Here is a 25829-nt window from a genome sequence, read left to right as displayed (position 1 = left end):
AGAGGATTCCAAATGAACAAATATATCAAAATGTTCCTTTATGGACTGATCGTGTGGATGGTTCCTTTTATAGTGTCATTTGCATTCGTTGACCAGCAAGGTAATTTCACAATCGATGAGACATTCTTTAAATCCATCATGGTGGTCACTGGTGCTTTTATTGGTGTGATTCTTGCAGTAAGGTATTTCAGGGATGTTGATACGGATTATCTGAATGAAGGAATAGTTCTTGGGCTGATATGGCTGGTAATCAATCTTGCACTGGATCTTTCAATGGTGTACGGTGGATTTTTCCAGATGTCAGTTACTCAATACTTTACTGACATTGGAATGAGGTATCTTTCCATGCCGATTTACACTATAGGGATGGGATATGTGCTGATGCAGCGGGAAAATTGAAATATCTTCATCCCAAAAGCCATTTCAGACTTTCTATTCCGTAATAGGATACAACCGTGACAATAACAGTCCAGACAAAAATACTCCCTGTAATCCACATTGTCACCATATATTTTTTTGATTTGAAACTAAGGGCAACAAATGTAGCAAAATGTGTGCCAACTGTCAACGGAGAGATGAATGCAAGCCCTGGAAAACCATATTTGTTCCAGATATGAAGTGCTTTCTTTTTTCTCTTTGAAAGCTGTTTTTTGTTCTCGCCGGATTTGTGTTTATCAAATGTAGAGGATAAGTACTGGTAGGCAAAAATCAGTAAATAGACAGTTGTCAGGTTTCCTGTGAATGCAAGTATGGAAACTGCCAGAGGATTTAGTCCAAGAGCTATTCCTGCCGGGATTACAACAAGTATTTCTATCCACGGTGTAGCTGCCAGCAAAAATACCAGTGCATAGGCAAACATACCTTCTGCAGAGTATAATGATTCAATCCCAAACATTAATCATAATTAATTTTGTAAAATCATATACTTTTGCACGCTGTTTATCTTTTATATTGTTCATCATATTCACCACATTTATCTGACATCGAAACAATCATTTTTTATGTCAATCCATTATCAGAATGTAGTTCCTTGGGGACGTTCTCTTCAGGAATATGTCGACATGTTCAGTCTTACAGACGAAGACCTTGACAAGTCTATTCTGGGTTGTGGTGATGGTCCTGCAAGTTTTAACTGCGAGATGACACGAAAGGGCAGGTCTGTTGTATCTGTGGATCCGATATATTCTCTTGACAGGGCTGTCATCGAGCAGAGGATCGATGAGACCTACACCGAGGTTCTTGAGCAGACCCAGGAGAATCAGGATAAGTTCGTATGGGAGAGCATTTCCTCAGTAGAGGAACTGGGTGAGATCCGTATGTCTTCCATGAAACTGTTCCTTGGGGACTTTGAGAACGGCAAGGAAGAGGGTCGCTATATAGCAGGTGGACTGCCGGAATTGCCATTTGATGATAATTCTTTTGACCTTGCACTGGTATCACATCTTCTGTTCCTGTATTCGGAACAGCTTTCCTTTGAATTCCATCTTCAGGCCATTGACGAACTGCTAAGGGTTGCAAATGAGCTAAGGATATTCCCACTGGTAGACCTTAATTCAAGAAAGTCGATACATCTTGACGAGGTGATAGATTCTCTGTTATCCCGTGGTCTTCTCGTCTCCGAGAAAAAGGTGAATTATGAGTTCCAGAAAGGTGGGAATACTATGCTGGTGATCATGAATTCCTGACAGGGATCATCAGACCGCATTATTTTAAATTTGCATTCTTCTTTTCTTCAAATAAAGCAGCAACAGGGAGGCGGATGCATAGAATACTCCTATTGCAAGTATCATGTAGTCGGTCCTGTTCTGGAGAAATAGTAATGCTCCATTCAAATATGCAATTCCCAGCAGGAAACCGGACGTTACTCTGAAAATGTTGTTGCTCTTGCTGATCCTAAAAGCTGTGACCGACCAATCTATGAGTGCTGCCATAGGAAGTAATGCGATCATTGTGTACGAAAGGTGGGTTGCTGAAATGTAACTATAGTAAAGGATCCCTGATAATATGCCGATATATACTCCAAGGCATCTGGAACAAATATACTGCTTTTTTCCCCTGTAGTTCAGTTCCAGACATTTGTAGTATTCATGGCACTCGTGATGGGATATCAGATACTTTGATGTCTCATTCCAACCTGAAACTATCTCATTTTTCAGTGAAGCGATATCTGTCATTGTAGCTGATATCTTGTGCTCTTGTGCTGTTTTGATCCTAATTGTACTTTCTATCAAACTCTTCATTTGACATGGTCAGGAAGAGTATTCCTTCCACCAATCCCAGAAGGGCTGGAATATATGTCCAGAAAAAGCATAGATAGAGAAGTCCGGCACCAGAATTGTTCAGATAGAACTTATGTGCTCCCAGTCCTCCAAGGAAAATGGCGAGCAGACCGGCTGCAGTTTTATCTTTCCTGCTCTTACCTGAATGATCTGCATAAGAACGAGGCTGTCTGACACCACATTGTGGACAGACCTCAGCTTCCTTTAAAATAATAGCTCCACATTTTGTACAAAATTTCTTGTTATCATCAATAGAACTCAGATATGATTCCACGGGACCACCATTTCCCAAACATATGATACTTGATCTGCCAAATATCAAATTTTATTTGTGTTATTATAAAAGTGTTATCTGATTAATATATATTGTTATTTCCCTTCCTGATGCAAACACAAAAATACTAACAACCCGATAATTTGCAGCACCAATTATGTGTGGATGATCAATGAGCAAAGTAACCCCTGCCATGCAACAATACTATGCTGCCAAGGAAGAGCATAAGGATGCCCTCATATTCTTCAGGATGGGGGACTTCTATGAATCCTTTGGCGAGGACGCAAAGACCATAGCTAAAGAACTTGAGATCACCCTGACCACTCGTGGTAAGAGTAAGGACGGGGAGAAGATGCCGCTTGCTGGTATTCCTTATCATGCTATCGACACCTATCTCCCGAGGCTCATCAAAAAGGGTTACAAGGTTGCTATATGTGAGCAGCTTGAGGACCCGAAGAAGGCCAAAGGTGTTGTGAAACGTGGTGTCGTGAGGGTTGTAACTCCCGGAACTGCAATGGATTCATCCATGTTCTCGGATTCTTCTAATAATTATCTGATGGCACTATATGGTGAGAAGGATGAGTACGGATTGTCGTTCCTGGATATTTCCACCGGCGAGTTCCTGACAACGCAGTTCACGGATAGTGCACCATATGACCGCATCGCCAGTGAGGTTGCACGTATGGGTCCGTCCGAGTGCATCATGCCGCCTTCTTTGTTCAATGATCCTCACCTTACAGAGCGTCTGAAGGAACTCCGTATAATCATTCATGATTTCAACGAGGATGCCTTCGATATGGGAATGGCTGAGAAAATGCTTAAACAGCATTTCAATGTCTCAACTCTTGAAGGCATGGGATGCAGTGAACTGGTGGTCGCTGTATCATCTGCAGGTGCAGCATTGCGCTATGCCACCGACACTCAGATGAGAGAACTCTCACAGGTTCAGTCCCTCAAGACATATTTTGATTCAGAGTTCATGGTGCTGGACGCAATCACCCTGAGGAACCTCGAGATTGTCAGGAATGTGAGAGGTGAGGGCAATGATTCCTCTCTTATCGGGGTACTTGATGATGCAAAAACGCCAATGGGAAGAAGACAGCTTCAGAAATGGCTGCTGAAACCGCTTGTCTCAGTGGATGCTATAAATGACCGTCTTGATGCGGTTGCATGGCTTCATGATAATACTCTTGTTCGCTTTGATATTCGTGCTCATCTTTCCTATGTAAAGGATATGGAGCGACTTGTTGGAAGGGTTATGTATGGTAACTCCAACGCAAGGGACCTTTATTCCCTGAAGAAGTCCCTCGAATCAGTTCCACTTTTGCTCGACTCTCTCGTAGAATGTGAGGGCGTTGACCTGCTGGAAAGCCTTGTATCGCAATTATCTTCCTTTGGGGAACTTGGCGATCTTGCAAAACTGATCGACAGTGCCATAGTTGAAGAACCTCCACTTAGTGTGAGGGACGGGGGAATGATCAAACCCGGATACAATGATCAGCTTGATGAACTGTTCGACCTCTCGAAGAACGGTAAGCAATGGATCGCTAAGTTCCAGCAGAAAGAGCGTGACAGGAGCGGGATAAAATCACTGAAGGTTGGTTACAACAAGGTATTCGGTTATTATCTTGAGGTCACAAAAGCGAACATAGCACAGGTGCCTGATGATTATATCAGAAAGCAGACCATGACAAACGCCGAGAGGTTCTATACTCCTGAGCTAAAGGAACGTGAGAGTGCCATTCTCTCAGCTGATGAGAAAATGGTGGCCCTTGAACACGAACTTCTCACTGAGATAAATTCTATCGTAGCATCCCACTCAAGGCAGTTACAGGAAACGGCAGCCCTTATCGGTATGCTGGATGTTCTGGCAAACCTTGCAGAGGTGGCAGCTAATAATAATTATGTAAGGCCGGCGATCACTCCAGATTGCAGGCTTCTTATCAGGGATGGAAGGCATCCTGTTGTGGAGAGTACGGTTCCGGGAGGTTTTGTTCCAAACGATACGGAGATGGATTGCAGTGAGGATCAGTTCCAGCTCATAACCGGACCCAACATGGCAGGTAAATCCACATACATGCGACAGATCGCCATGATCGTTATAATGGCACAGGCAGGTTCTTTTGTTCCTGCTTCACATGCATCTATAGGTGTTGTTGACAGGGTCTTTACGAGAGTTGGAGCCTTCGATGACCTTGCAAGTGGCCAGAGTACCTTCATGGTGGAGATGGTGGAACTTGCCAATATCCTGAACAATGCAACTCCAAAGAGCCTCGTGCTGCTGGATGAGATCGGCAGGGGTACCAGTACTTACGATGGTTACAGTATCGCAAAGGCCGTGGTTGAATATATCCACAACAAAGGACGTGTTGGTGTAAGGTCACTTTTCGCCACCCACTACCATCAGCTCACGGAGGTAGCAGGTAATCTCAAGCGCGTGAAGAACTATCATATCGCTGTAAAGGAGGAGGGAGATGATCTTGTATTCCTGCGTAAGATCGTTCCGGGTGCTACTGACAGGAGTTATGGTATCCATGTTGCAAGGATAGCAGGTGTTCCACATGCGGTCACTTCAAGGGCTAAAGAGATCCTTGAGGACATTGAAAGTGAGTGTATGATCAGTGAAGAGGACCGCAAAGGCAGGAAGAAACAGCGTAGCAGTGCCAAATACACTCAGGTCATACTCTTCGATCAGGATGCAAATTATAGTGAGTCAACTCCTGATCCTGTAATTGAAGAGCTTAAAGAACTGGATATCAATTCAATGACACCTATCGAGGCATTGAATAAGTTGAACGAGATAAAGGGCAGGCTTTCATAGTGCTTTATAAGCCCTTTATTTTTAGATACTAGTTCTCTGTACCAATTCCTTTTTTCTGTAATATCAGCCAGGCAGCCAGTACAAGAGCACCACAGACCAGAGTGATGGTTCCAAGTATCTGCATGCGCTCCATCCATTCAAGGGAAACGAGCCACATTCCTACAGCTCCGAGGGTGAAGTATGTGAATATCAACAGGGATGATGCAGCTCCTGCATCCTTATGTACCTGTTCGAGTACCAGGTGGTTGCTTGGTGGTCTGCTGAGGCCTATTGAATATGTCACAAGTGCCATTGGTATTGCGAAGCTCCAGGGTCCGTTCTGACCTATCAGAAGGATGGCTGCTGCTCCCAGTGTTATTCCTGCAAAACCCGCAGTTATCAAATGGTTCGAGTTCATCCTGTCCGTCAGTTTCAGACACGACATGGACCCTGCCATAAGTGCAAGGGCATTGAAGGCGAAGAAGTAACTGAAGCCCTGTTCTGTCATTCCGAATCCGTTGATGTAAAGGGCTGAGGAACTGGCGATGAAGCTGTATAGTGGTAACAGGCTTACGGACATCACAAGGACCATGATAACATAGTTCCTGTTGAGCAGAAGGTTACCATAGGAATGCATTACTTTAGATATGGGTACTTTCGATCTCTCTTTCAGTGTCTCTGGTGTTCTGATAACCCCGAGGAGACCGATAAGTCCCATGATCCCCTGGGCTATGAATATCCAGTTCCATTTAAGGTATGCCAGTATCCATCCTCCAACAATAGGGGCGAACATTGGTGCAAGTGCCATGATCACAGCGATATAGGCAAGTATCCTCTGTCTTTCAGTTCCTGAGAATATGTCCTTTGTCATTGCCATTGACAATGCTGCACTGGCAGCAGCACCAGCAGCCTGTAGTATTCGGAACACTATCAATGCGGTGGCCCCGCTGGCCATTGAACAGAGTATACTGGCAAATATGTATAATGTGATGCCGGCCATCAGGGGCTTCTTACGTCCGTACCTGTCTGATATCGGTCCATAGAATAGTAAAGAGAACCCATAGGTCACGAAGAAACAAATGAGTATCAGATTGACCACTGCCAGAGGCTTGTCCCATAGAATGGCAAGGGACGGTATCGCAGGCAATATCATGTCTGTGGAAAAAGCCGGGAAGGCTGTCAAAAGAGCTAACAAAGGTACTATGTTCTTAATTTTTCCAGAATCGTTCATCATGAACCTTCTAACTTTATGTCGCCTCTAACATCACGAATGGATATAATTGTGTTGGGCATTAATTGTTTATTTACGAATGCAAACACAAAAATACTAACAAACAGATATTTTTGGCTTGAGGGTTGGAGTTCATAAATATACTTATCGTGGACAGGAAGTGAAAAATGACAGACAAAGCATGTGATATGAATAGTTCCAGAATAAGATTGCTGGATGAGTCCACTATCAATAAAATAGCAGCGGGAGAGGTTATTGAGCGTCCCGCATCTGTGGTAAAGGAGCTTATTGAGAACTCTATTGATGCCCATGCAACCGATGTTCGAGTGGAAATAGGGGGGTATGGCACGAAAAGCATGTTAATTGTTGACAATGGCATCGGAATGAGCCACACGGATGCTTCCATTGCCTTTAAAAAGCATGCTACGAGCAAGATAAACAGGATCGAGGACCTTGACAGCATACTCACAATGGGATTCAGGGGTGAGGCACTGGCATCCATTGCTTCGGTTGCAAAGGTCGAACTTGTCACCCGGCAGGAAAGTGAGCTGGAAGGGACAAAGGTCGTTGTTGACAGCAGTGGGATAAGAAGTATCACTTCCGCAGGGACTGCTGTGGGAACCAGCATACTTGTCAATGACCTGTTCTACAGTACACCAGCCAGAAAGAAGTATCTCAAAAGTGCCAGAACCGAGATAGCACATATCGTTGATGTGGTTTCCAGAAACTGCCTTGCACATCCTGATGTATCATTTACTCTTATTATAGATGGCAAGGTGACCTTGAGATCACCTTCATCTGTCAAAATGCTTGACAGCATCGTTCATCTCTATGGTGCTGACGTTGCACGTTCCCTTGTTCCTCTGGAATATGATTCAGACCTCATATCTATTTCAGGTTACATCTCAAAACCCGAACTTACAAGAAGCGGGAAGGACCTGCAGGTATTTCTTATCAACGGACGACCCATATTCTCAAAACAGTTAAGCAATGCTGTCAGACTTGGTTACTATACCCTGCTTCCAAAAGGCCGCTATCCGGCAGCCTTCCTGAATTTCACGATCAACCCGGTGAACGTTGATGTGAATGTTCATCCTGCTAAAAGGGAAGTCAGACTGAGCCATGAGAAAGAGATCAGTGTTATGATCGTATCGGCTGTAGAGAAAGCTCTTGCCAGGGATTCTCTTGTGCCCGAAGTACAGTTGAATAAAAAAGATGTTCCTGTCCAGTCACGGTTGAATGTTCGTGAACCTGAAAGACCTTCTTCTTCATCTTCTTCAGAAATATCTAATGCTTACAAAGCAACAGGATCAGTGAGATTGCCTGCCTCAACAGAAGTTCCCGAACAGGATGGATCAGGCAGTGCAGTGTCATCCAGGTCACAGGTTCCAGTTCCCTCTACTGCATCTTCCGATGGTTATCAGGCCGTCTCCAATTCTGAAACCACCGCTCCCATCATAATTCCAGATAGTTCATCAGATGAGATATCAAGGAAGAATGTGATAAAAGAGGAAAAAGAGCCTTATCAATATCCTGCAAAAGACACTCAGCGCCGTCTGAAAAAAAGTGAAAGGCTGCAGATGAGCGTTACATTAGATGAAGTGGCAGAACTGAATGCATCTTTTACTCCATCGGATGTGAAGGTCTACGGGCAATATGCTGACCTTTACATAATAAGTGATATGGATGGCAAGCTTATTCTCATTGATCAGCATGCTGCACATGAACGCATAATGTATGAGCAGGTGCTGAGGATGCAGGACCTGGGGTGGCAGGAACTTATCACTCCTGTGACACTTGACCTGAGCCAGAAGGAGAAGGCCATTATCGAAGAGTTCATTCCGCAACTTGAGGAGATGGGATTCTCCGTATCCGAGTTCGGTCCTAAGAGCTATGTGGTTACAACAGTTCCAAGCATCTTCGGGAAGCTGGAAAATACTGATGTTATCCATGATATAATCTCTGATCTGCTATCTGTTGGCAGGGTGAAGGAGGATACTGAGAGGTATGACCTTCTTTGCAGTACTATGGCATGCAGGGCAGCGATAAAGGCAGGCGCTGTGTGCAATACCAAACAGATGGAAGAACTTATTCGCCAATTGATGCTCTGTAATAATCCATACACATGTCCACATGGTCGTCCGACCATGATATCTTTCACTATGGATGAACTGGCAAAGCTCTTCAAAAGGACCGGATAGAGTCGGTAGATTTTAAAAGTATTAATTACAATTGACCAGAGATGATCGACCCGGTAAATAAATCCAAGATACCAGAAGAATGGCTGGATCGCTCTAAAATGCCACGTGAAGAGCTTGTAGAAGGCATAAAGAACGGAACTCTTGTAGTTCTGAGCGATGGTTCTGTATTGAAGAGAGGATACACTACCGGAACCACTGCAGCACTGGCTGCAAAGGCAGCAGTTCTATCCCTTGCAGGCGAGGTGAAACATGTATCCGTCCCAACTCCTGTGGGACTCCGTGCCGAATCGGAGGTCAAGGGCAGTAAAGGGCATGCTGTTGCAGTGAAGGTAAATAACGATCATGAATCTGATATTACCAGAGGTCTTGAGTTCGTTGCTGATGCCAAAGAGGCAGAAGGTATCACTATCTATGCAGGTGAAGGAATAGGTATCGTTACACGCAGCGGTCTTGAATCAAAGAAAGGTCATCCTGCCATAAATCCCGGACCAATGGGACAGATAAAGAACTCGATACAGGAAGCTGTGGATGAGCTCGGACTGAAAGGTGCTGAGGTAACCATCTATCTTCCAAGGGGCAAGGAGATCGCAAAGGAGACCCTGAACAGCCGTATAGGTATTATCGATGGTATATCTATTCTTGGCAGCACAGGATTTGTGGAGCCATGGAACGACCATCTGGGTGAGATGAAAGGTGATCTGATCAGATGTTCTGATAAGGTCGTACTCACAACAGGCAGGGTAGGTATCCGTTATTCTACAATGCTTTTCCCAGATCACACTGTTGTTCTTGCAGGCAGTCGCATATCCGAAGCGCTTGATTCAGCTCATGGCGATGTTGTTATCTGTGGCCTTCCCGGTCTTGTTCTGAAATGGGGAGATCCTGATATGCTGAAGGACAGCGGCTATGCCACTGTTGTTGAGATGCTGGACCTCGACCCTGAGAACGACCGTCTGGAACAGGCATTTAACATGGCTGTGAAAAAAGGCAAGGGTGCTCGTATTGTTGTTGTTGACAGGGACGGTACTGTCCTGATGGACAGCGGGGAATAATTATGATCGTGGTGGGTGTTGGCGTAGGGCCTAAGATGCTGACCCAGGAAGCCATTGAGGTCATAAGTAATGCTCCTGTGGTGTACGGCTCAAAACGTTCCATTGAGATCGCAGAGGAATTTATCAAATGCGAGGCTCATTTAATTAAAGATTATAAGAATCTTCATCTTTTACCTGAGGATGCAGTAATTCTCTCTACAGGTGATCCTATGTTCTCCGGTCTTGGCAAGTTCGCCACTGAGAAGGACAGGATTGTCACGGGTGTTTCATCTATTCAGGCCGCATGTGCACGTTTCCATGTCGACATGTCCACTCTGGCTATGATAACCGCACATGGCAGGGACCCTGCACCTGCAAAAGAGGCTTTCATCAGGGAGATCGGCCTGGGTAAGAATATCTTCCTCCTGCCAGCGGACAGCTTTGGTCCCAGGGAAGTTGCGGCAGTACTTCAGGATGTGGGTGTTGATGCACGTATCTGTATCTATGAGGACATTGGTTATCCTTATGAACGCGCGGTATGTGGCACAGTGGCTGAGCCACCTGAAAATAATTCCGATATGTACTGCATCGTCATAGTGCGTTAGATCTTATTTCAATTTAACTTTATTTTTTTATAATAGAACAATTGATTCTGTTTTGCTTTGTTTCCTGATAATTCACATGAATCCAATGCATTAACAATGACACTAGTGTGCGTATGTGCATAGTGTTATTTCTCAATTAGGTATCTATTGTTAGTACTTTGAAAAACAGTGGTAATCTAAATCGTGAATCGTTATGTTTATGTACCATAACATATTACATCCAGTATCCAAAACAATTTTAGTTGATTATGGATGGTACACTAATTGATTATTGTAATGTGATCAAAAATGGAAGGTGAAAATTAATGCATATATTTGAGGGCTTTCTGCCGTACCCATGGTGGCAAGCATGGTTTGCAATATCTATTCCAGTTATATTGTACGGTATGTACAAGATGAACAAGCTCGTAAGTGAAAGACGAGAGGTAGTCCCTCTGCTGGCAGTGGCCGGAGCGTTCATATTTGTTCTTTCATCCCTGAAGCTTCCTTCCGTTACCGGAAGTTCCTCTCATCCAACCGGTACCGGAATGGCAGCTATTCTCTTCGGTCCTGCAATTACAGCAGTTCTTGGTGTAATAGTTCTTCTCTACCAGGCAATTTTCCTGGCACACGGAGGTATAACGACCCTTGGTGCAAACGCTGCATCAATGGCAATAATTGGTCCTCTTGTTGCTTACATGTTCTACAAGGCAGCATCTAAAGCTGGCATGAACTTCTACATGAATGTCTTCCTTGCAACAGCAATTGCGGACTGGGTGACTTATGTTGTAACTTCTCTGCAACTTGCTTTGGCCTTCCCTTCGGCGACTGGAGGGATATTAGCCTCGTTCATAGCATTCGCCGGAGTATTTGCAACTACTCAGGTACCACTTGCAATACTTGAAGGTGCTCTTACAGCACTTATTATGAAATATGTGGTTCAGATCAAGAGTGATGTACTTGTCGATCTTAATGTACTTACTACCACCACAGTTGCAAAACTTAAGGAGGCAATGCAGTGAAGTTAGAGTATATAGTAGCTATAGTGGTGCTGATCTTTGCCGGTCAGTTCTTCTATGGAGTGGCAGCAAATCCTGACTCTGAATTTGGCGGTGCAGACGGTGCAGCCGGTGACCTTGTCTCTGAGATATCTCCCGGATATGAGCCTGCAGAACCATGGTTCCAGCAATATCTCTTTGAACCACCAGGTGGCGAAACAGAAAGTCTGCTCTTTGCACTTCAGGCTGCATTTGGTGCAATAATAATCGGATATACAATAGGATACTACAGAGGAAAGGGCGAGAGCAATAAAGATACTGAGAATTGATGTTCTCTCTGGGATAGATATCCCATTTCCTTCCTTTTACTATATTTTTACCTAGATATTCTCTACAAATCAACTTATTTTTCCTTACTGAGGATATTGATGAGAATTGCATTTGATCTTTGTCTGTTCTATCGATCTTCTTAATATCTGCTATACTTCTGGTTGATAATGTTTTACAACGATATATTTATGTATTAAGCAAAATCTCTTATTTCCTAGCAATTGAGATCCACCTTAAATAAAGTGGATTTTATTTGATAGCTATTATACTCCATTCTAATAACGTGGTTGAAAAATGACATACATTCTGGATGATTATGCAATATTGAGTCCATTAAGGTACAGGAACAACTGGCTCAAACTGGCTATTGTTACCTTCGGGATCCTGGCAGGTGTATCATCTTCATCTCCCTTCGTTCCGTTCACCATAGCATTGTGTATGAGTTTTGCAACCATCTTTTTTGGAAAGGTCCCTCCAAAATTCTATTTTAAGATACTTGCAGTTCCTGCAGGTTTTGTGCTTGTGAGCATAGTGATCATTGCCTTCTTTTTTGGTGAAGGTGCCAATCTTTTTGAATTTGATATATTTGGATATACTCTTGGGGTGAGCTCACAGGGTCTGAATATGGCCTTGCTCATTCTTGCAAGGACCATCAGTGGTATGTCATGTCTGTTCTTCCTGTCACTGACAACACCGATGATCGAACTCTTCGCAGTGCTCAAAGCCGCCAAACTCCCTGATTCTTTTGTAGAGATAGCGATGATGATGTATCGCTACATCTTTGTCTTCCTTGATGTTGCAATGGGGATAAGATATGCTCAGACCGTGCGTCTTGGATATCGTGATTTCAAGACCTCTTTCAGGTCAATGGTGATGCTGGGTACTAATCTTTTCATCAGGTCATGGGAACAGGGTGAAAAGCTCTATCTGTCCATGAATTCAAGGTGTTATGACGGCAAGATGATAATGTATGATGAGAAAAGACCAGTGAAGATGCCGGAAATGTTACTTACTGGGGCATATTTTGCGATCGTACTTGTGGTCTTCTGGCTAACAAGGGGAATATCTTTTATTTGAGGTGAAATGGTGGTTATTTTAGAAACAAAGGATCTTAGTTACTCTTATCCTGATGGTACTCTTGCCCTTGAGGACATCAATATTACTATTCAGAAAGGAAAGAAAATAGCCTTCGTAGGACGCAATGGTTCAGGGAAGTCCACCCTTTTCATGACCCTCAATGGAACTCACCGTCCCAAAAAAGGCGAGGTTCTATTCCATGGAAAACCTTTGAAATATGACTCTAAGTCACTCAGGGAAGTGAGAAAGAGCGTCGGTATAGTTTTCCAGAATTCTGATGACCAGATATTTGCTCCAACCATCTATCAGGATGTAGCATTTGGTCCGACAAACCTTGATTATCCAAAGGATAAGGTTGCAAAGATAGTTCATGATACTCTTGAATACGTAGGTCTTACACACCTGAAGGACAAGCCTCCTCACCATCTGAGCGGCGGACAGAAGAAGAGGGTTGCAATAGCAGGTGTTGTTGCCATGGACCCTGAGGTCATAGTTCTTGATGAACCACTTTCCAATCTGGATCCTGTAGGTGCCGATGAGGTCATGGACCTTCTCAATGAACTGAATTACTTCGGAAAGACGATCATCATATCCACTCATGATGTGGATCTGGCATATGGCTGGGCCGATTATGTTTTCCTTATGAATGACCGCAAGGTGATAAGTGAAGGAACTCCTGAGGAGATATTCAGGCAGACCGAGAAGCTCAAGGAAGCCTATCTTAAAAGACCGATCACCCTTGAGATATATGATGAGATCAGGAAAAGGGGAATTGCACGTGCTTCAAAGCCACCAAGGGATATCCCGGACCTTGTTCATACACTGAGACCACAAAATCTTATGTGGGTCGATGTTCCTCCTGAGGTGAAGGAAGGCGAGACAATAAACATGGGTATCCTCTATGGGGAATTTGCTCAGGATTCTATGTACGAGGCTGCTAACTGCAAAGTCCTTCACAAACATGAGGATGGTCTTGCAATAGTCGAGATGGGAAGGAAACCCCTGAGGGCTGGCTCTATTTCTATATATGATACTTCAGCTTACGATAATGAGGAACTGTTGCAGGTCCTGAAGAATGACGGCATAGAGTGTGTAGGTGCAATGGGCAAGAAGAGCAAGATCGTCGCTGAAAGGGATGAGATCTATCTACATGTGACATCCGGTGTCATTGACAGGTCAATACTCAATGCACTCTCCGGGCAGAGATGCCTTATACTGACACACGGCGGCATGGTGGACCATGCACTTGAGAGGATAAACGGTTACATCGAAAAGAGTGGAATAAATCTCCATGTAGGGGTTGTAAATGGGGATTCAGATAATGGTAATGGTAAAGGATCCTGTTAAGGTCCTTCTCTCTTTCTTTTTCTATATCTTGTAATTTTATTCAGCCTTTTCTTCTAATGCACGTACCTGATATGTTCCTGTATCTGTAATGCTGCAATACGTTCAGTATTGCTATTGGTCACGTGATCCTGCCTGAAATGCTCTTTTTCGGTCTATGATCATGTAGTATTTTGAAAATGAGTATTACTAATATATGTTTTTGTAGCATACTTATTCATAACTTATTTATAAACACAAGTTAAATTAGTATTACTAAGTACTACTGCACATTGTCAGTAATTAGGTCTTGATTAACAAAGGGGTAATTTATCATGGAACTACTTTCAATTGGAACAGAGGCTCTGTCATCGGAACTTAGCTTTCTGATAGTCATATCTGCTTTTCTGCTTGGTGCACTTCACGCACTGGAGCCGGGGCATGGAAAATCTATAATGGCAGTTTTTGTCATGGGTACGGATGCAACCCTGAAAGATGCACTTCTTCTGGGGCTGACCATTGTTGTGTCCCATGTCGTGGTTGTGCTGGGACTTGGTGTAGCGTCGATCTATCTAGTAGAAACATTGAATGTTGACATGACCCATGATATAATGAGCGTGGTCGGAGGAATAATTCTGATAGTTGTGGGGGCATGGATACTGAGAAAATTCTATCATCCTCATGAACATGCGATCGATACTAAAAAAGGTGTTATTGCAATAGGACTTTCCACCGGACTTATTCCATGTCCTGCTGCTCTTGCAATATTGCTTTTCAGCATTGCAAATGGTCAGATATATAATGGTCTGATCTATGTGCTGATATTCAGTTTTGGTCTGGCAATAGCCATTACATCCCTGTCAGTTGTATTTGTTAAAGGGAAGGGCTTCATTGAGAGCTATGTGAGCAGTACAAAGATAAACAAACTTCCATTTGTAAGTGGTTCTGTTATTGTTGCAATAGGTCTCTTCACATTGCTCCACCCACTGCTGGAATATGTGGCACCGGGTATTCATATTTGAGTATGAGTGTCTACAACCCCTCATATGTTCTTTTAAGAAGCAGGGCGTCTTCGTCATTATCAGGGCTTTCACATATCAGAAGTCCTTTTACTTTGAAATCCTTCAGGGCTTTCATAAGTTCCGGATACCGAAGGTCTGAATCATCAAGGTTAAGATGGTTCCTTTCTCCCTTTTCACCATACTCTATACCAGATACATGCATATGCATGTCATCCAGTCCTTCCCTGCCAAGCTCGTTCTCAATGAACTCCAGTGTGGCAGCGAATTCATCATAACAGTTCTCTGCTCCACAACTTCTTGCGTGAAGATGGGAGAAATCTATGCATGGCAGTACATTGTCGAGCTCCACACCAAGTCTCACATTCTCCTGAAGGCTACCGAACTGGGTTCCTTTACCAGTGGTCTCCGGGCGAAGTATGACCTCGATACTCTCATCTGCCAACCTTGAAGTAAGCTTTTTCAGCAGTTCATACACCTTATCATATACTTTTTCAGGCGTATCTTTCTGGTAATATGCAGGATGGAACACTATGTTCCGTGCACCACAGAGGTTACCGATCAATGATGACCTGTATATCCTTTCGATACTGGCATCGACCTTTTCAGGTTCAAGGGAGTTGAGATTGATGTAGTATGGAGCATGTACGCTCAATGAGATATCTTCTTTTTCAGCCTTCCTGCGAACATCTCCGGCAGTGGCCTCACCCATTTTGACACCACGGACGAACTCCAGTTCCATGCAGCCAAGTCCGAGTTCCTTTACTCTTTCTATGCCGGATATACTATTTCTCTTCTTAGAGCTCTTTGGCGTTCCTGCGCTACCAAAAAGGAGTTTGGAAGGCTTCATTTATGCCATGCCGAGCTTTGCTTTCAGCTCTTTTAGCTTCTCTGCTGAAAGTTTCTCTTCAACAAGTTCAAGGAATGTGTCAACATCATCCTCTTCAAGTGACCTGACATCCTCTTTTCCTTCCATTGCCATCTGGAAAAGATATTCCATTTCCTCAGTATCCAGCTTCTCCATCCTGTTCCTGAAATCTTCCCCGTCCTCTGCTATCTTGTGTGAGATCGGTCTGAGGATAAAAGGATAGTTGTGTCCTGCATTGGACATGGTATTTCCACTGAGTTCCGGTGCAAGCTTGTTAAAGATCTGATTGTCCATTTCGTTGAATACTCTACCCATGGACCTTAGTTGTAAAAAATAGTTTATAAAATTATGTTCTGTCTCCGGACTTCAGATGCCCATGGATATCTATCTCGCCATCAACAATTCTGGTGGATGATATCGGTTTTTCGTCATCAGCAAGCACATAATCCACTTTGACGATATTTATCTTCTGGATACCTTTCCCGGCTCTGAGCTTGTTTATCTTCATGGCAACGGGATATGTTTCAGGAGACACGACTATGTAGTCGTAGTTCTTAGTAAGTGTTTTTCCATAGGGTTCGTTGAGCTCTATGATGCTATATTCCTGGCCTTCTGCTATTTTCCTGATGTATTCAATGAGCTTCCCTTCTCTGGTGCCATAGTCAGGAACATGGCGTGGGCGTTTGTTTGCCATCTCATCGGATGTCAGGCCAATATCCACTGATCCTTCACCGGCAAGCTCGAATGCTTTTCTCAGAAGTTCTCTGTGTCCGTCGTGAAGGCACTCGAAAGTCCCGCCTACTACTACTCTGGGCATTGCTCTCTAATAATGTATGTTCGATGATAAGCCTTGTGTTATAAATAATACTTTCACCCCGCTCTCTTCATGTATATATACTCATAGAGCAATTAAGTAAACTAACTGTGCACCAGAAGAAAACATGTGCACCCAGGAGTTAAGATAAATGTCAGAAGTGTTATTAGAAGAACTGGACCATGTCGGTCCGGCAACCGCGCAAAAATTAAAGGATGCAGGTTTTACAACGATAGAGGCGATCGCAGTATCCTCACCGGCAGAACTTGCAACAGCAGCCGAAATTGGTGAATCTACAGCTTCAAAGATCATTCTCGCAGCCCGCCAGTCTGCAGATATTGGAGGTTTCGAGACCGGTGATATGGTCATGGAACGAAGGAAGCTTGTGGGTAAGCTGACCACAGGATGTACCGAATTCGATGAGATGATGGGCGGTGGTATAGACACTCAGGCAATTACTGAACTCTATGGTGAATTTGGTTCTGGTAAAACGCAGGTCGCACACCAGCTTGCTGTGAATGTACAATTGCCAAAGGAACAGGGCGGACTAAGTGGGTCTGTGATCATAATAGATACTGAGAACACCTTCAGGCCCGAAAGGATCAAGCAGATGGTCGATGGTCTGTCCGAGGTATATGGTCAGGAATATGATCCCGAAGAGTTCCTGAAACACATACATGTGGCACGTGCTTATAATTCCAATCACCAGATCCTCCTTGTTGATTCTGCAATGGAGCTGGCTAATGAGCTAAAGGACACTGATATGCCAGTGAGGCTTTTCATCGTGGATTCCCTTACAGCTCATTTCAGAGCAGAGTACATAGGAAGGGGAACACTTGCAGACAGGCAACAGAAGCTCAACAAACACCTTCATGGCCTGCAGAAATGTGGTGATCTTTACAACGCAAGTGTTGTAGTTACAAATCAGGTCATGTCAAAACCAGATGCTTTCTTTGGTGATCCTACAAAACCTATCGGTGGTCATATCGTAGGACACACGGCTACATTCAGGTTGTACTTACGTAAATCCAAGGGTGACAAGAGGATAGTCAAACTTGTGGATTCTCCGAACCTTCCTGATGGTGAAGCAATAATTTCCGTTACAACTCCTGGTCTGCGTGATCCATGATAGTTTGTAACATCTAACCGGATCTCTTTATGGGATCCTCCTCTCTTTTTCTGATGTCTGGAAATATCATGCATTGAAAACACTTTTATCTATTTCATTTCATTTAGTGCATATGAAGTACAAGGCTCTTGTGATCGACGTTGATGGTACTATCACTCATATGGACCGCAAGCTCAGCCTCGAGGCTGCTGAAAAGCTGCGCTCGCTGGATATTCCTGTTGTGATAGCAACCGGAAATGTGTTGTGTTATGCAAAGGCCGTAGCAAAACTTGTAGGCGTATGCTGTAATATAATAGCTGAGAATGGTGGTGTCATTGTAGATGGCTTTGACAACGAACCAATTGTCTCAGATGTTATACATGAGTGCGAGGAAGCATTCGAGTTCCTGTCCACAAAATACGATATGGAAAAACTAGATTCTGTTCACAGGAAAACAGAGATAGTCCTCAGGAGTAACTTTGATATCGATGAAGCAAAAGAGCTATTGAAGGACCGTTTTCCGGGTGTTGAGATAATCGATACTCACTTTGCTATTCATATAAAGAGCCGGAAGATAAACAAGGGTACAGGTCTTCTGAAAATGGCGGAACTGATGGGACTTCAAACATCTGACTTCGTTGCTATAGGCGATTCGGTCAATGACCTTGAAATGCTTGAAGAAGCAGGTTTTGCAGTTGCAGTGGGCAATGCTGATGATTTCCTGAAAGATATTGCCGATTATGTCAGCGAGGCAACATATGGCGATGGCACTGCAGAAGCTATAGACTTCCTTTTATCAAAAGGTCTTATCTAAGTGACCGTGTAACGTCAAAAGTAAAAAGAGGTGGCAGAACCGCAAAGGCAAATATGCTCTTTGCAGTCTGTAATTTAAAGATTGACCGGTTCAGTGACCAGTCCTCTTGCCATGTTCTTATCAACGACTATATAGTCCTTGATAGCTCTGACCGATTCGAAAGGCAATAGTATGTACTGCTCATCTGCCTTGTATTTTGATGTATCAAGACTCATATCCGGTTTAACTATCAGGTCGATAAGGTCTCCTGTTCTTATGTCCATTACGATGTTGAACAGAATTCCGATCTCGGTTCCATCTGTTGCCATTACCTGTTTGCTCGAAAGGTTCTTTGCAAAGACGTTTGCCATTTTCATTCGCCCCTATGTATAATAATCACATTTAAATTTTTCATATATTTATCTGTATCCTATATAAGAACTTGCTTCTTCTTTCTTGATACCGCCCTTGAACTGTGCCTGTATCTTCTCATAGTAATCCACAAGATTCTCGGACAATGTTGGCCTGACCTTATTCAAAGCTTCCCTGAAGTATTTCATACCAACTTTCTCAGAATCGAAATTCTCTCTTAGTGCAAGCATAACAGCTTCTCTGCATACTGCTTCTATGTCAGCTCCAACAAATCCTTCCGTTATTGATGCGAGGTCATCTATTGTGACATCGTCACCAAGTGGTATGTCCTTTGCATGGATCTTGAAGATCTCCTTCCTGCCTGCATATGTGGACTGTCCTACCAGTACCATCCTGTCAAACCTTCCTGATCTTAAAAGTGCAGGGTCGATTATGTCTGGACGGTTGGTTGCGGCAACCACTACTATCTCTTTTAGCGGTTCAAGTCCATCAAGTTCTGTCAATAGTTGATTGACAACTCTTTCGGATACTTTTGAATCCTCAGAACCGGCACTTCTCATTGGTGCAATTGAATCGATCTCGTCGAAGAAAACGATACATGGTGCAACCTGTCTTGCCTTCTTGAAGGTTTCTCTGATGGCCTTTTCAGATTCTCCTACCCATTTGGATAGCATCTGTGGGCCTTTGATACTGATGAAGTTAGCATTTGATTCGTTGGCCACTGCCTGTGCAATGAGTGTCTTTCCGGTTCCAGGCGGTCCAAATAGAAGTACGCCCTTTGGTGGTTTGATACCCATGCTCACGAACTTATCAGGTCTTGTTAGCGGCCATTCCACAGCTTCCTTTATCTCCTGCTTGGCTATGTCAAGACCTCCAACGTCGCTCCATCTTACATCAGGTACCTCTACCAGTACCTCTCTCATTGCGGATGGTTCGATCTCCCTGAGTGCATTATCAAAGTCTTCTTTGCATACTGTGATAGTGTCCAGTATCTCCTGTGGGATGTCCTCATCTTCAAGGTTGATGTCAGGTAATGCACGTCTCAGTGAACGCATTGCAGCTTCCTGCACAAGTGCGAGAAGGTCAGCACCAACAAATGCCTGTGTGTGCTTTGCTATATAATCAAGGAAATCCTCGTCAACATCTTCAGCAAGCGGAACTCCCCTTGTGTGGATCTGCAGGATCTCAAGACGGTCTTCCGTATCAGGAACTCCGATCTCTATCTCCCTGTCGAACCTTCCTGGTCTGCGAAGTGCCGGGTCGATCGCATCCACACGGTTGGTGGCACCGATTATTATTACCTGTCCTCTTTCCTCAAGACCGTCCATCATGGTGAGCAACTGGGCAACGACCCTGCGCTCTACTTCTCCTGTGACGTTCTGTCTCTTGGGTGCAATGGAGTCGATCTCATCAATGAATACAATGGATGGGGCATCGTCCTCTGCTTCTTCGAAGATCTTACGGATACGTTCCTCGCTCTCACCATAGTATTTACCCATGATCTCAGGACCTGCAATGTAGAGGAAATTAGCCCTGGATTCATTGGCAACTGCCTTGGCTATAAGTGTCTTACCAGTTCCTGGTGGACCATAAAGTATGATACCCTTTGGAGGTTCGATGTTCAATCTCTGGAACAGTTCAGGGTGTTTCAGTGGAAGCTCTATCATCTCCCTGACACGCTGTATCTCTGTACCAAGACCGCCGATATCCTCGTAGGTGACACCTCTGGTAGCACCGTCGTAACCACGGACGGGTTTCTGGCGAAGTTCGATCTCAGTGAACTCTCCAATTATAAGGATCTCATCTTCCTTTGGCTCAGTCTCCACAGCGATAAGAGGTATCGCCTGTCCACCGCCCACCTGGGATGTCATGGGCTGTGTCATTGAACTGATTATAGGAATTATGTCTCCTTCTACAAGGGGACGTTTCATGATATTACGTTTGATGATCTCACTTATGTGATCACCATATTCCATGGTGACACCTTCTGGTGGTGCTAATATCACTTTTGTGGCAGTTGTGACCTCGGCTTTCTTTACTGTTATCCTTTCTCCGATACCGACTCCTGCGTTCTGCCTGATGAATCCATCTATTCTGACAATACCCTGTCCCCAATCCTGTCTTTCAGCTCTCCATACTTTAGCAGCGGTCTTTCTCTTCCCTTCTATCTCGACAATGTCACCGGGTGACAATTGGAGGCTTAAAAGTGTGGTGGGGTCAAGGCGAATGATCCCTCTCCCAAAATCATTAGGGTGTGCCTTTTCTACTTTGATCTGTACTTCATCCATATTTTCATCCCAAAAATTACATTGAATACACAGTATGATTGTAATTTATAACTACCTATTTTATTCTAAAGAATAAATAAGATATGGTCTCCGGCATTCTTTATTATATAATGTATGACCGAGAAGATTTAAATATCTGGTATGTGTACTAAACTGTGTAAGATTAGATACTATTCTGGGATTCATTTTAGTGTTTTTTTATCTATGGTGTTTTCAGTGTGGTCTTTGATCTTAGTTTTAATTAAAGGACGTGCATTATTTTGTTTAATAACAATGACAGAGAATCAACAGCTCCTGTAGATGTTGGAGAGACCTACGAAGTAACGATCGAAGATATCGCAAGAGAAGGAGACGGAATCGCAAGAGTAGAAGGATTTGTGATCTTTGTACCACAGACCCAGGTCGGCGATACCGTGAACATTAAGATCACAAGAGTATTGCGTAAATTTGCTTTTGGAGAGAAGGAAGAATAATCCTTCAAAGAATGGTTTCTGACCATTCTTCTAAACTCTTTTTTATTACCTTTCTTTTCACCATATATTCCTTATCCAGTTCTCTTTCTACTTGCTTATCTGCACAAGGAAATCTATTTATGCACTGATCCTGCATCTTTTTGTATGGGGTTAAAAGCATTATTTTTGAATTGTACTTTAAAGCGCTCACCTGCAATATCAAATACCAGAGCCCTTATCGATAAAGCTGTGAAGCTCTTTGGGGAACTTGGTATTGAAAGTGAGGTGGTCAGAGTGGTGGACTATAATGTTATGTTCGGTGTTTCATCCAATGAAGGCGAAGGTGATGAATGGCCTTTGATACTGGATAAGATAAGAGAATGTGACATTCTCATAATTGGTTCTCCTATATGGTTCGGTGTCCGGTCATCTGTAGCTCAACTGGTGTTCGAGCGGCTTGATGGGACCTATGAAGAAAGTGACCCTGATACAGGTCAGTTCCCGCTCTATGGGAAAGTAGGAGGTGTGGTTATCACGGGCAATGAGGATGGTGCACATGATGTTGCAGCAAATACCTTATTCAATTTGACCCATCTTGGATGTACTATCCCGCCAAATGTGGATAGCTATTGGGTAGGGGATGCAGGTCCGGGGCCAAGTTATATCGATGCCGGTGGGGAGAAACATCTCTACACCAACAAGACAGTGAGGTATATGGTGAACAACCTTGCATTCTTCGCAAAATTACTGAAGGATAATCCTATCCCTACTAACATAAAACAGCTCTATGAAGATGCATTAAAAGAAAGTGAGTAAGCATGTCCTTACTATAAAGAAAGGACCGCTCGTCAAAAAAGTAGTGTTGATGATGGTTATTCCATCATCAATGCCATGAGGCTGTCCCTTGCTTCATTGATCTCTTCAGGGGTCAGCTCGATCTTTGAATCTCCTATCTGGATGTTCAGGGTGTTTCCGCCTACTGTACCTATGACAGTATATGGTACATCCTTGAGCATCTCTTTTACTGCATCCGGTTCTGATGTTGCAACCAGTGCCCTTGCATAGGATTCTGAGAAGAGTATCTCATCTGCTCTTAAGTCCTCTGCTACATTGCTCAGGTCGATGTCAGCACCGTAGTTCTCGCACATCTCACAGATAGCAGCTGCAATTCCTCCGAGTGAAAGGTCATGTGATGCAGTGAGCTTTCCGCTCTTTGCAAGGTCTATGAGCGTGTCGATCACCTTAACAACATTCTCCGGTGGCTTTGGAGCTTTTCCATCCATCTCCTTTCCGATGATGTTGTAATATTCAGAACCACCAAGTTCGTCACCTGTTTCTCCTACAAGGATAATGGTGTCGCCTTCTTTGGTGAATACTCCTGCAGGTGCCATGGTCACATCTTCTATGTGTCCTACAAGTCCGATGGATGGTGTAGGTGCGATCGCGGTCTTGAACTCACCACTCTCATTGTAAAGTGATACATTTCCACCTACCACTGGTATTGTCAAGTCCCTTGCTGCATCCCCAAGTCCGAGAATTGCCTGTTTGAACTGCCAGTATATGTCAGGTCTCTCTGGGTTTCCAAAGTTAAGACAATCCACGATTGCGAGTCCGCGTGCGCCCTTGACAGCAAGGTTCATTGCGTTCTCGATAACGGTTCCCTTTCCACCGGTGTATGGGTCAAGGAGTGTGTGTCTTGGATTACATCCACATGAAAGTGCTATTCCTTCATTGCCATCGATGCGAAGTAAGCCTGCATCGTCTCCTGGCTTTCTCACAGTTCTGACCTGTACTTCATGGTCGTACTGTCTGTAGATCCATCTCTTTGATGCTACATTGTGTGAGGAAAGTATGTCAAGCACAGCTTTCTTGAGGTCTGCAGGAAGTTCTGGTTTCTCTCCTGGCTCCCTTGCCTCTGGAACAGTTGAAGGACGCTCGAAGGTTGGTGCACCTTCTGTCAGCAGTTTTACAGGGATATCTGCAGCAACTTCACCTTTGAACTCAACAGTATAGTTCAGTTCTTCGGTAAGCTCTCCTATCATGCTGCCGTTAAGGTCGTACTTATCTGCGATCGCAAGGACTGCATCTACATTCTCTGGCTCGACCTCAAGGAGCATACGTTCCTGTGATTCTGCGATGAGTATCTCGTAAGGTGTCATTCCGGTCTCACGGAGTACCACATTATCAGCGATGATCCTCATTCCGAGGTCACCTTTGGATGCCATTTCGGAGCTTGCTCCTGCAAGTCCTGCTGCACCAAGGTCTCTGCATGACTTCACATAGCCTTTTCCGATAGCTTCAAGGGTTGCTTCGATAAGGAGCTTCTCTGTGAACGGGTCTCCTATCTGGATGCTTGGCCTGTCCTCTGCTTCTGAATCCTCTGAGAGGTCCCTTGATGCAAAGGATGCTCCGCCAAGTCCGTCCCTTCCGGTTGTGGATCCCATGAGGACGAGCTTGTTGCCAGCTGTCTGTGCACAGGCTGTCACAACATCCTTCTCGCGTGCAAGTCCTACTGCCACGACATTGACCAGTGGGTTTCCACTGTATGATCTGTCAAAGTATGCTTCTCCACGTACTACAGGAACACCAATACAGTTTCCATATCCTGCGATCCCTTCGATGATGTGCTCGAAAAGATAGAGGTTCTTTGGATTGTCAAGAGGTCCGAAGTATAGTGGGTCCATAAGTGCGATAGGTCTTGCTCCCATGGAGATGATATCACGCACGATCCCTCCTACTCCAGTAGCTGAACCGTTGTATGGATCGACATATGAAGGGTGGTTGTGGCTTTCCATTCCCACTGCCAGTACCCATCCATTTCCGAAACTGATGATGGCTGCGTCGTCTCCGGGACCGATTATCACTTTGTCTCCGGTGGTTGTAAATGTCTTAAGCAAAGGTGCACTTGAGCGGTATGAGCAGTGCTCACTCCAAAGGTTCAGGAAACAACCCTGTTCTACAAGATTCGGTTCCCTTCCCATCTTCTCAGTTATGATCTTTAAGTCCTCTTCAGGTAACATTTATGTGCCTCAGATTATTGGATTGTTAAGTTATTGATTGATCAATATGATTATAAATGGTTATATGAACGGACCTGTCAAGTGGTCCTATCAGGGCTTTAAAGAACCCGGGATGTAATAAACATTTCTTTGAACAGGTTTTAAGGTTGATGGCAACAATATGGTCCATGTATGCAATATAGCTTTACTGGCACTTGTTCTCAAACTTGAGCACATCTCCCGTCTTAATGCCTGTTCTATGGTTCTTTCCGTGTGATGTCTCGATCACGTACTTAATCTTCTTTCCACTGGAACTCCCGCCGATCCAGGGCTTCAGGCTGTCCGTTTTAACGACCTTCTTTTGTTCGTCGAGGTAGATCACATCGATCGGGTAGTTGACAAAGAGCATATGTAATGATACTTTCTGTACTTTTTTCATTACAAACACAAGGGCATAGTCCTCAGGTATTCTCCTGCTGAACATGAGTCCCCTGGCCTGGCTAAGCAGGGTGCATGCAAAATCAACGTCCGTTGCTATCTCTTTACCATTAGATTTTAATATCATCGAAGTTTTACTCTATTCATCTATTTTAATTAAAAGCATATGGAGTGTTTAAAATAGATAATAATGTCGGAGGAAATACCACAAGATGAGTTCTGAAATGTGTTCGGTCTGCGGTTTGCCAAGAGAGCTTTGTATATGCGAAGAAGTGGCAAAGGAACAGCAAAGAATAGTAGTAAAAGTGAATAGAAGAAGATACGGTAAAGAAGTGACAGTCGTAGAGGGTTTTGATGCCCATGAGATCGATCTTCACGAGCTTTCAACCTATCTAAAGTCTAAATTCGCATGCGGTGGGACTGTTAAAGGCAGTTCAGTGGAATTGCAGGGTAATCACCTGAGCCGTATGAAAGATGTTCTTATTCAAAAAGGATTTTCACCGGACCAGATCAAGGACTAAATTTATTTCTCATTATGTGTGGAACTCCC

27 protein-coding genes are annotated in these 25829 nt (G+C 43.9%); 16 read left to right on the top strand and 11 right to left on the bottom strand.

All coding sequences use genetic code 11. The features are described 5' to 3' along the window. The first annotated feature begins 12 nt into the window (after positions 1–12). Positions 13–399, top strand: coding sequence for a hypothetical protein (locus BM008_RS06615; protein ID WP_091935097.1), 387 nt, complete (start codon positions 13–15; stop codon positions 397–399). A 7-nt stretch (positions 400–406) separates the two neighbouring features. On the opposite strand, the gene BM008_RS06610 is transcribed toward BM008_RS06615, so the two are convergent. After that, positions 407–895, bottom strand: coding sequence for a small multi-drug export protein (locus BM008_RS06610; RefSeq protein WP_091935094.1), 489 nt, complete (start codon positions 893–895; stop codon positions 407–409). 106 nt (positions 896–1001) lie between these two features. On the opposite strand from BM008_RS06610, the gene BM008_RS06605 reads away from it, so the two are divergent. Next, complete coding sequence (locus BM008_RS06605; RefSeq protein WP_091935091.1) at positions 1002–1685, top strand: class I SAM-dependent methyltransferase; 684 nt, start codon at positions 1002–1004, stop codon at positions 1683–1685. A 24-nt stretch (positions 1686–1709) separates the two neighbouring features. Here the strand turns inward: BM008_RS06605 and BM008_RS06600 are convergent, their stop codons facing one another. Next, positions 1710–2240 (bottom strand): DUF2085 domain-containing protein, encoded by a 531-nt coding sequence (locus BM008_RS06600; protein WP_091935088.1) that lies wholly within the window; start codon positions 2238–2240, stop codon positions 1710–1712. Then, on the bottom strand, positions 2212–2553 hold the full coding sequence (locus BM008_RS06595; RefSeq protein ID WP_091935628.1) for a zinc-ribbon domain and TM2 domain-containing protein: 342 nt from the start codon (positions 2551–2553) through the stop codon (positions 2212–2214). Before BM008_RS06595 ends, BM008_RS06600 begins: the two co-directional genes overlap by 29 nt. A gap of 172 nt (positions 2554–2725) precedes the next feature. On the opposite strand from BM008_RS06595, the gene mutS reads away from it, so the two are divergent. After that, the gene (mutS, locus tag BM008_RS06590; RefSeq protein WP_091935085.1) at positions 2726–5374 is read left to right on the top strand and encodes a DNA mismatch repair protein MutS; all 2649 of its coding nucleotides are present in this window, start codon (positions 2726–2728) and stop codon (positions 5372–5374) included. Between the two features lie 28 nt (positions 5375–5402). Here mutS and BM008_RS06585 read toward each other — a convergent pair whose 3' ends face one another. After that, the gene (locus BM008_RS06585) at positions 5403–6587 is read right to left on the bottom strand and encodes a multidrug effflux MFS transporter (protein ID WP_091935082.1); all 1185 of its coding nucleotides are present in this window, start codon (positions 6585–6587) and stop codon (positions 5403–5405) included. Positions 6588–6751: 164 nt separating this feature from the next. Here BM008_RS06585 and mutL point away from each other — a divergent pair, with 164 nt between their 5' ends. The 8 genes from mutL to BM008_RS06545 all read left to right on the top strand — a co-directional run bounded on the left by mutL (position 6752) and on the right by BM008_RS06545 (position 15150). Next, complete coding sequence (gene mutL / locus BM008_RS06580) at positions 6752–8785, top strand: DNA mismatch repair endonuclease MutL (protein ID WP_091935079.1); 2034 nt, start codon at positions 6752–6754, stop codon at positions 8783–8785. 41 nt (positions 8786–8826) lie between these two features. Next, complete coding sequence (locus tag BM008_RS06575; RefSeq protein ID WP_091935076.1) at positions 8827–9837, top strand: cobalt-precorrin-5B (C(1))-methyltransferase; 1011 nt, start codon at positions 8827–8829, stop codon at positions 9835–9837. 2 nt (positions 9838–9839) lie between these two features. Continuing rightward, positions 9840–10421, top strand: a complete 582-nt coding sequence (locus BM008_RS06570) for a cobalt-precorrin-7 (C(5))-methyltransferase (RefSeq protein ID WP_091935073.1) — start codon at positions 9840–9842, stop codon at positions 10419–10421. A gap of 305 nt (positions 10422–10726) precedes the next feature. Beyond that, complete coding sequence (locus BM008_RS06565) at positions 10727–11422, top strand: energy-coupling factor ABC transporter permease (RefSeq protein ID WP_091935070.1); 696 nt, start codon at positions 10727–10729, stop codon at positions 11420–11422. Continuing rightward, entirely contained in the window at positions 11419–11727 is a 309-nt protein-coding gene (locus BM008_RS06560; protein ID WP_091935068.1) for an energy-coupling factor ABC transporter substrate-binding protein, read from the top strand. Before BM008_RS06565 ends, BM008_RS06560 begins: the two co-directional genes overlap by 4 nt. A 295-nt stretch (positions 11728–12022) precedes the next feature. Further along, positions 12023–12805: a cobalt ECF transporter T component CbiQ gene (cbiQ, locus tag BM008_RS06555; protein ID WP_091935064.1), complete on the top strand. Its 783-nt coding sequence runs from the start codon at positions 12023–12025 to the stop codon at positions 12803–12805. Positions 12806–12814: 9 nt separating this feature from the next. After that, positions 12815–14152, top strand: a complete 1338-nt coding sequence (locus tag BM008_RS06550) for an energy-coupling factor ABC transporter ATP-binding protein (RefSeq protein ID WP_091935626.1) — start codon at positions 12815–12817, stop codon at positions 14150–14152. 311 nt (positions 14153–14463) lie between these two features. Next, the gene (locus BM008_RS06545; protein WP_091935061.1) at positions 14464–15150 is read left to right on the top strand and encodes a HoxN/HupN/NixA family nickel/cobalt transporter; all 687 of its coding nucleotides are present in this window, start codon (positions 14464–14466) and stop codon (positions 15148–15150) included. 10 nt (positions 15151–15160) lie between these two features. Here BM008_RS06545 and BM008_RS06540 read toward each other — a convergent pair whose 3' ends face one another. The 3 genes from BM008_RS06540 to BM008_RS06530 are packed head-to-tail and all read right to left on the bottom strand — an operon-like array spanning position 15161 to position 16832. Beyond that, positions 15161–15997, bottom strand: coding sequence for a TIM barrel protein (locus tag BM008_RS06540; RefSeq protein ID WP_091935058.1), 837 nt, complete (start codon positions 15995–15997; stop codon positions 15161–15163). Beyond that, positions 15998–16330: a hypothetical protein gene (locus BM008_RS06535; RefSeq protein ID WP_091935055.1), complete on the bottom strand. Its 333-nt coding sequence runs from the start codon at positions 16328–16330 to the stop codon at positions 15998–16000. Between the two features lie 31 nt (positions 16331–16361). Continuing rightward, on the bottom strand, positions 16362–16832 hold the full coding sequence (locus tag BM008_RS06530; protein WP_091935054.1) for a phosphopantetheine adenylyltransferase: 471 nt from the start codon (positions 16830–16832) through the stop codon (positions 16362–16364). A 148-nt stretch (positions 16833–16980) separates the two neighbouring features. Here BM008_RS06530 and radA point away from each other — a divergent pair, with 148 nt between their 5' ends. Further along, positions 16981–17958: a DNA repair and recombination protein RadA gene (radA, locus tag BM008_RS06525; protein ID WP_091935051.1), complete on the top strand. Its 978-nt coding sequence runs from the start codon at positions 16981–16983 to the stop codon at positions 17956–17958. A 112-nt stretch (positions 17959–18070) separates the two neighbouring features. Next, on the top strand, positions 18071–18751 hold the full coding sequence (locus BM008_RS06520) for a phosphoglycolate phosphatase (RefSeq protein WP_091935049.1): 681 nt from the start codon (positions 18071–18073) through the stop codon (positions 18749–18751). A 74-nt stretch (positions 18752–18825) separates the two neighbouring features. On the opposite strand, the gene BM008_RS06515 is transcribed toward BM008_RS06520, so the two are convergent. Together BM008_RS06515 and BM008_RS06510 are read right to left on the bottom strand one after the other, a co-directional pair. Beyond that, a complete protein-coding gene (locus tag BM008_RS06515; protein WP_091935046.1) occupies positions 18826–19101 on the bottom strand; it encodes a PRC-barrel domain-containing protein in 276 nt (91 codons plus the stop codon). A 48-nt stretch (positions 19102–19149) separates the two neighbouring features. After that, the gene (locus tag BM008_RS06510) at positions 19150–21390 is read right to left on the bottom strand and encodes a CDC48 family AAA ATPase (protein ID WP_091935043.1); all 2241 of its coding nucleotides are present in this window, start codon (positions 21388–21390) and stop codon (positions 19150–19152) included. A 260-nt stretch (positions 21391–21650) separates the two neighbouring features. On the opposite strand from BM008_RS06510, the gene BM008_RS06505 reads away from it, so the two are divergent. After that, on the top strand, positions 21651–21863 hold the full coding sequence (locus BM008_RS06505; protein ID WP_091935041.1) for a TRAM domain-containing RNA chaperone: 213 nt from the start codon (positions 21651–21653) through the stop codon (positions 21861–21863). Between the two features lie 144 nt (positions 21864–22007). Beyond that, a complete protein-coding gene (locus BM008_RS06500) occupies positions 22008–22658 on the top strand; it encodes a flavodoxin family protein (protein ID WP_091935038.1) in 651 nt (216 codons plus the stop codon). Positions 22659–22714: 56 nt separating this feature from the next. On the opposite strand, the gene purL is transcribed toward BM008_RS06500, so the two are convergent. Both purL and BM008_RS06490 read right to left on the bottom strand, forming a co-directional pair. Then, positions 22715–24862 (bottom strand): phosphoribosylformylglycinamidine synthase subunit PurL, encoded by a 2148-nt coding sequence (purL, locus tag BM008_RS06495; RefSeq protein ID WP_091935035.1) that lies wholly within the window; start codon positions 24860–24862, stop codon positions 22715–22717. A gap of 184 nt (positions 24863–25046) precedes the next feature. Continuing rightward, positions 25047–25406: a DUF192 domain-containing protein gene (locus tag BM008_RS06490; protein ID WP_091935032.1), complete on the bottom strand. Its 360-nt coding sequence runs from the start codon at positions 25404–25406 to the stop codon at positions 25047–25049. 85 nt (positions 25407–25491) lie between these two features. On the opposite strand from BM008_RS06490, the gene yciH reads away from it, so the two are divergent. Further along, a complete protein-coding gene (gene yciH, locus BM008_RS06485) occupies positions 25492–25800 on the top strand; it encodes a stress response translation initiation inhibitor YciH (RefSeq protein WP_091935029.1) in 309 nt (102 codons plus the stop codon). The last annotated feature ends 29 nt before the right edge of the window (positions 25801–25829 follow it).

Origin of the sequence: Methanolobus profundi (assembly GCF_900114835.1) — an archaeon.
Classification (GTDB): Archaea; Halobacteriota; Methanosarcinia; order Methanosarcinales; family Methanosarcinaceae; genus Methanolobus; species Methanolobus profundi.
Note: the sequence above shows the minus strand (reverse complement) of the source record. Positions and strands in the feature narration are given on the sequence as shown.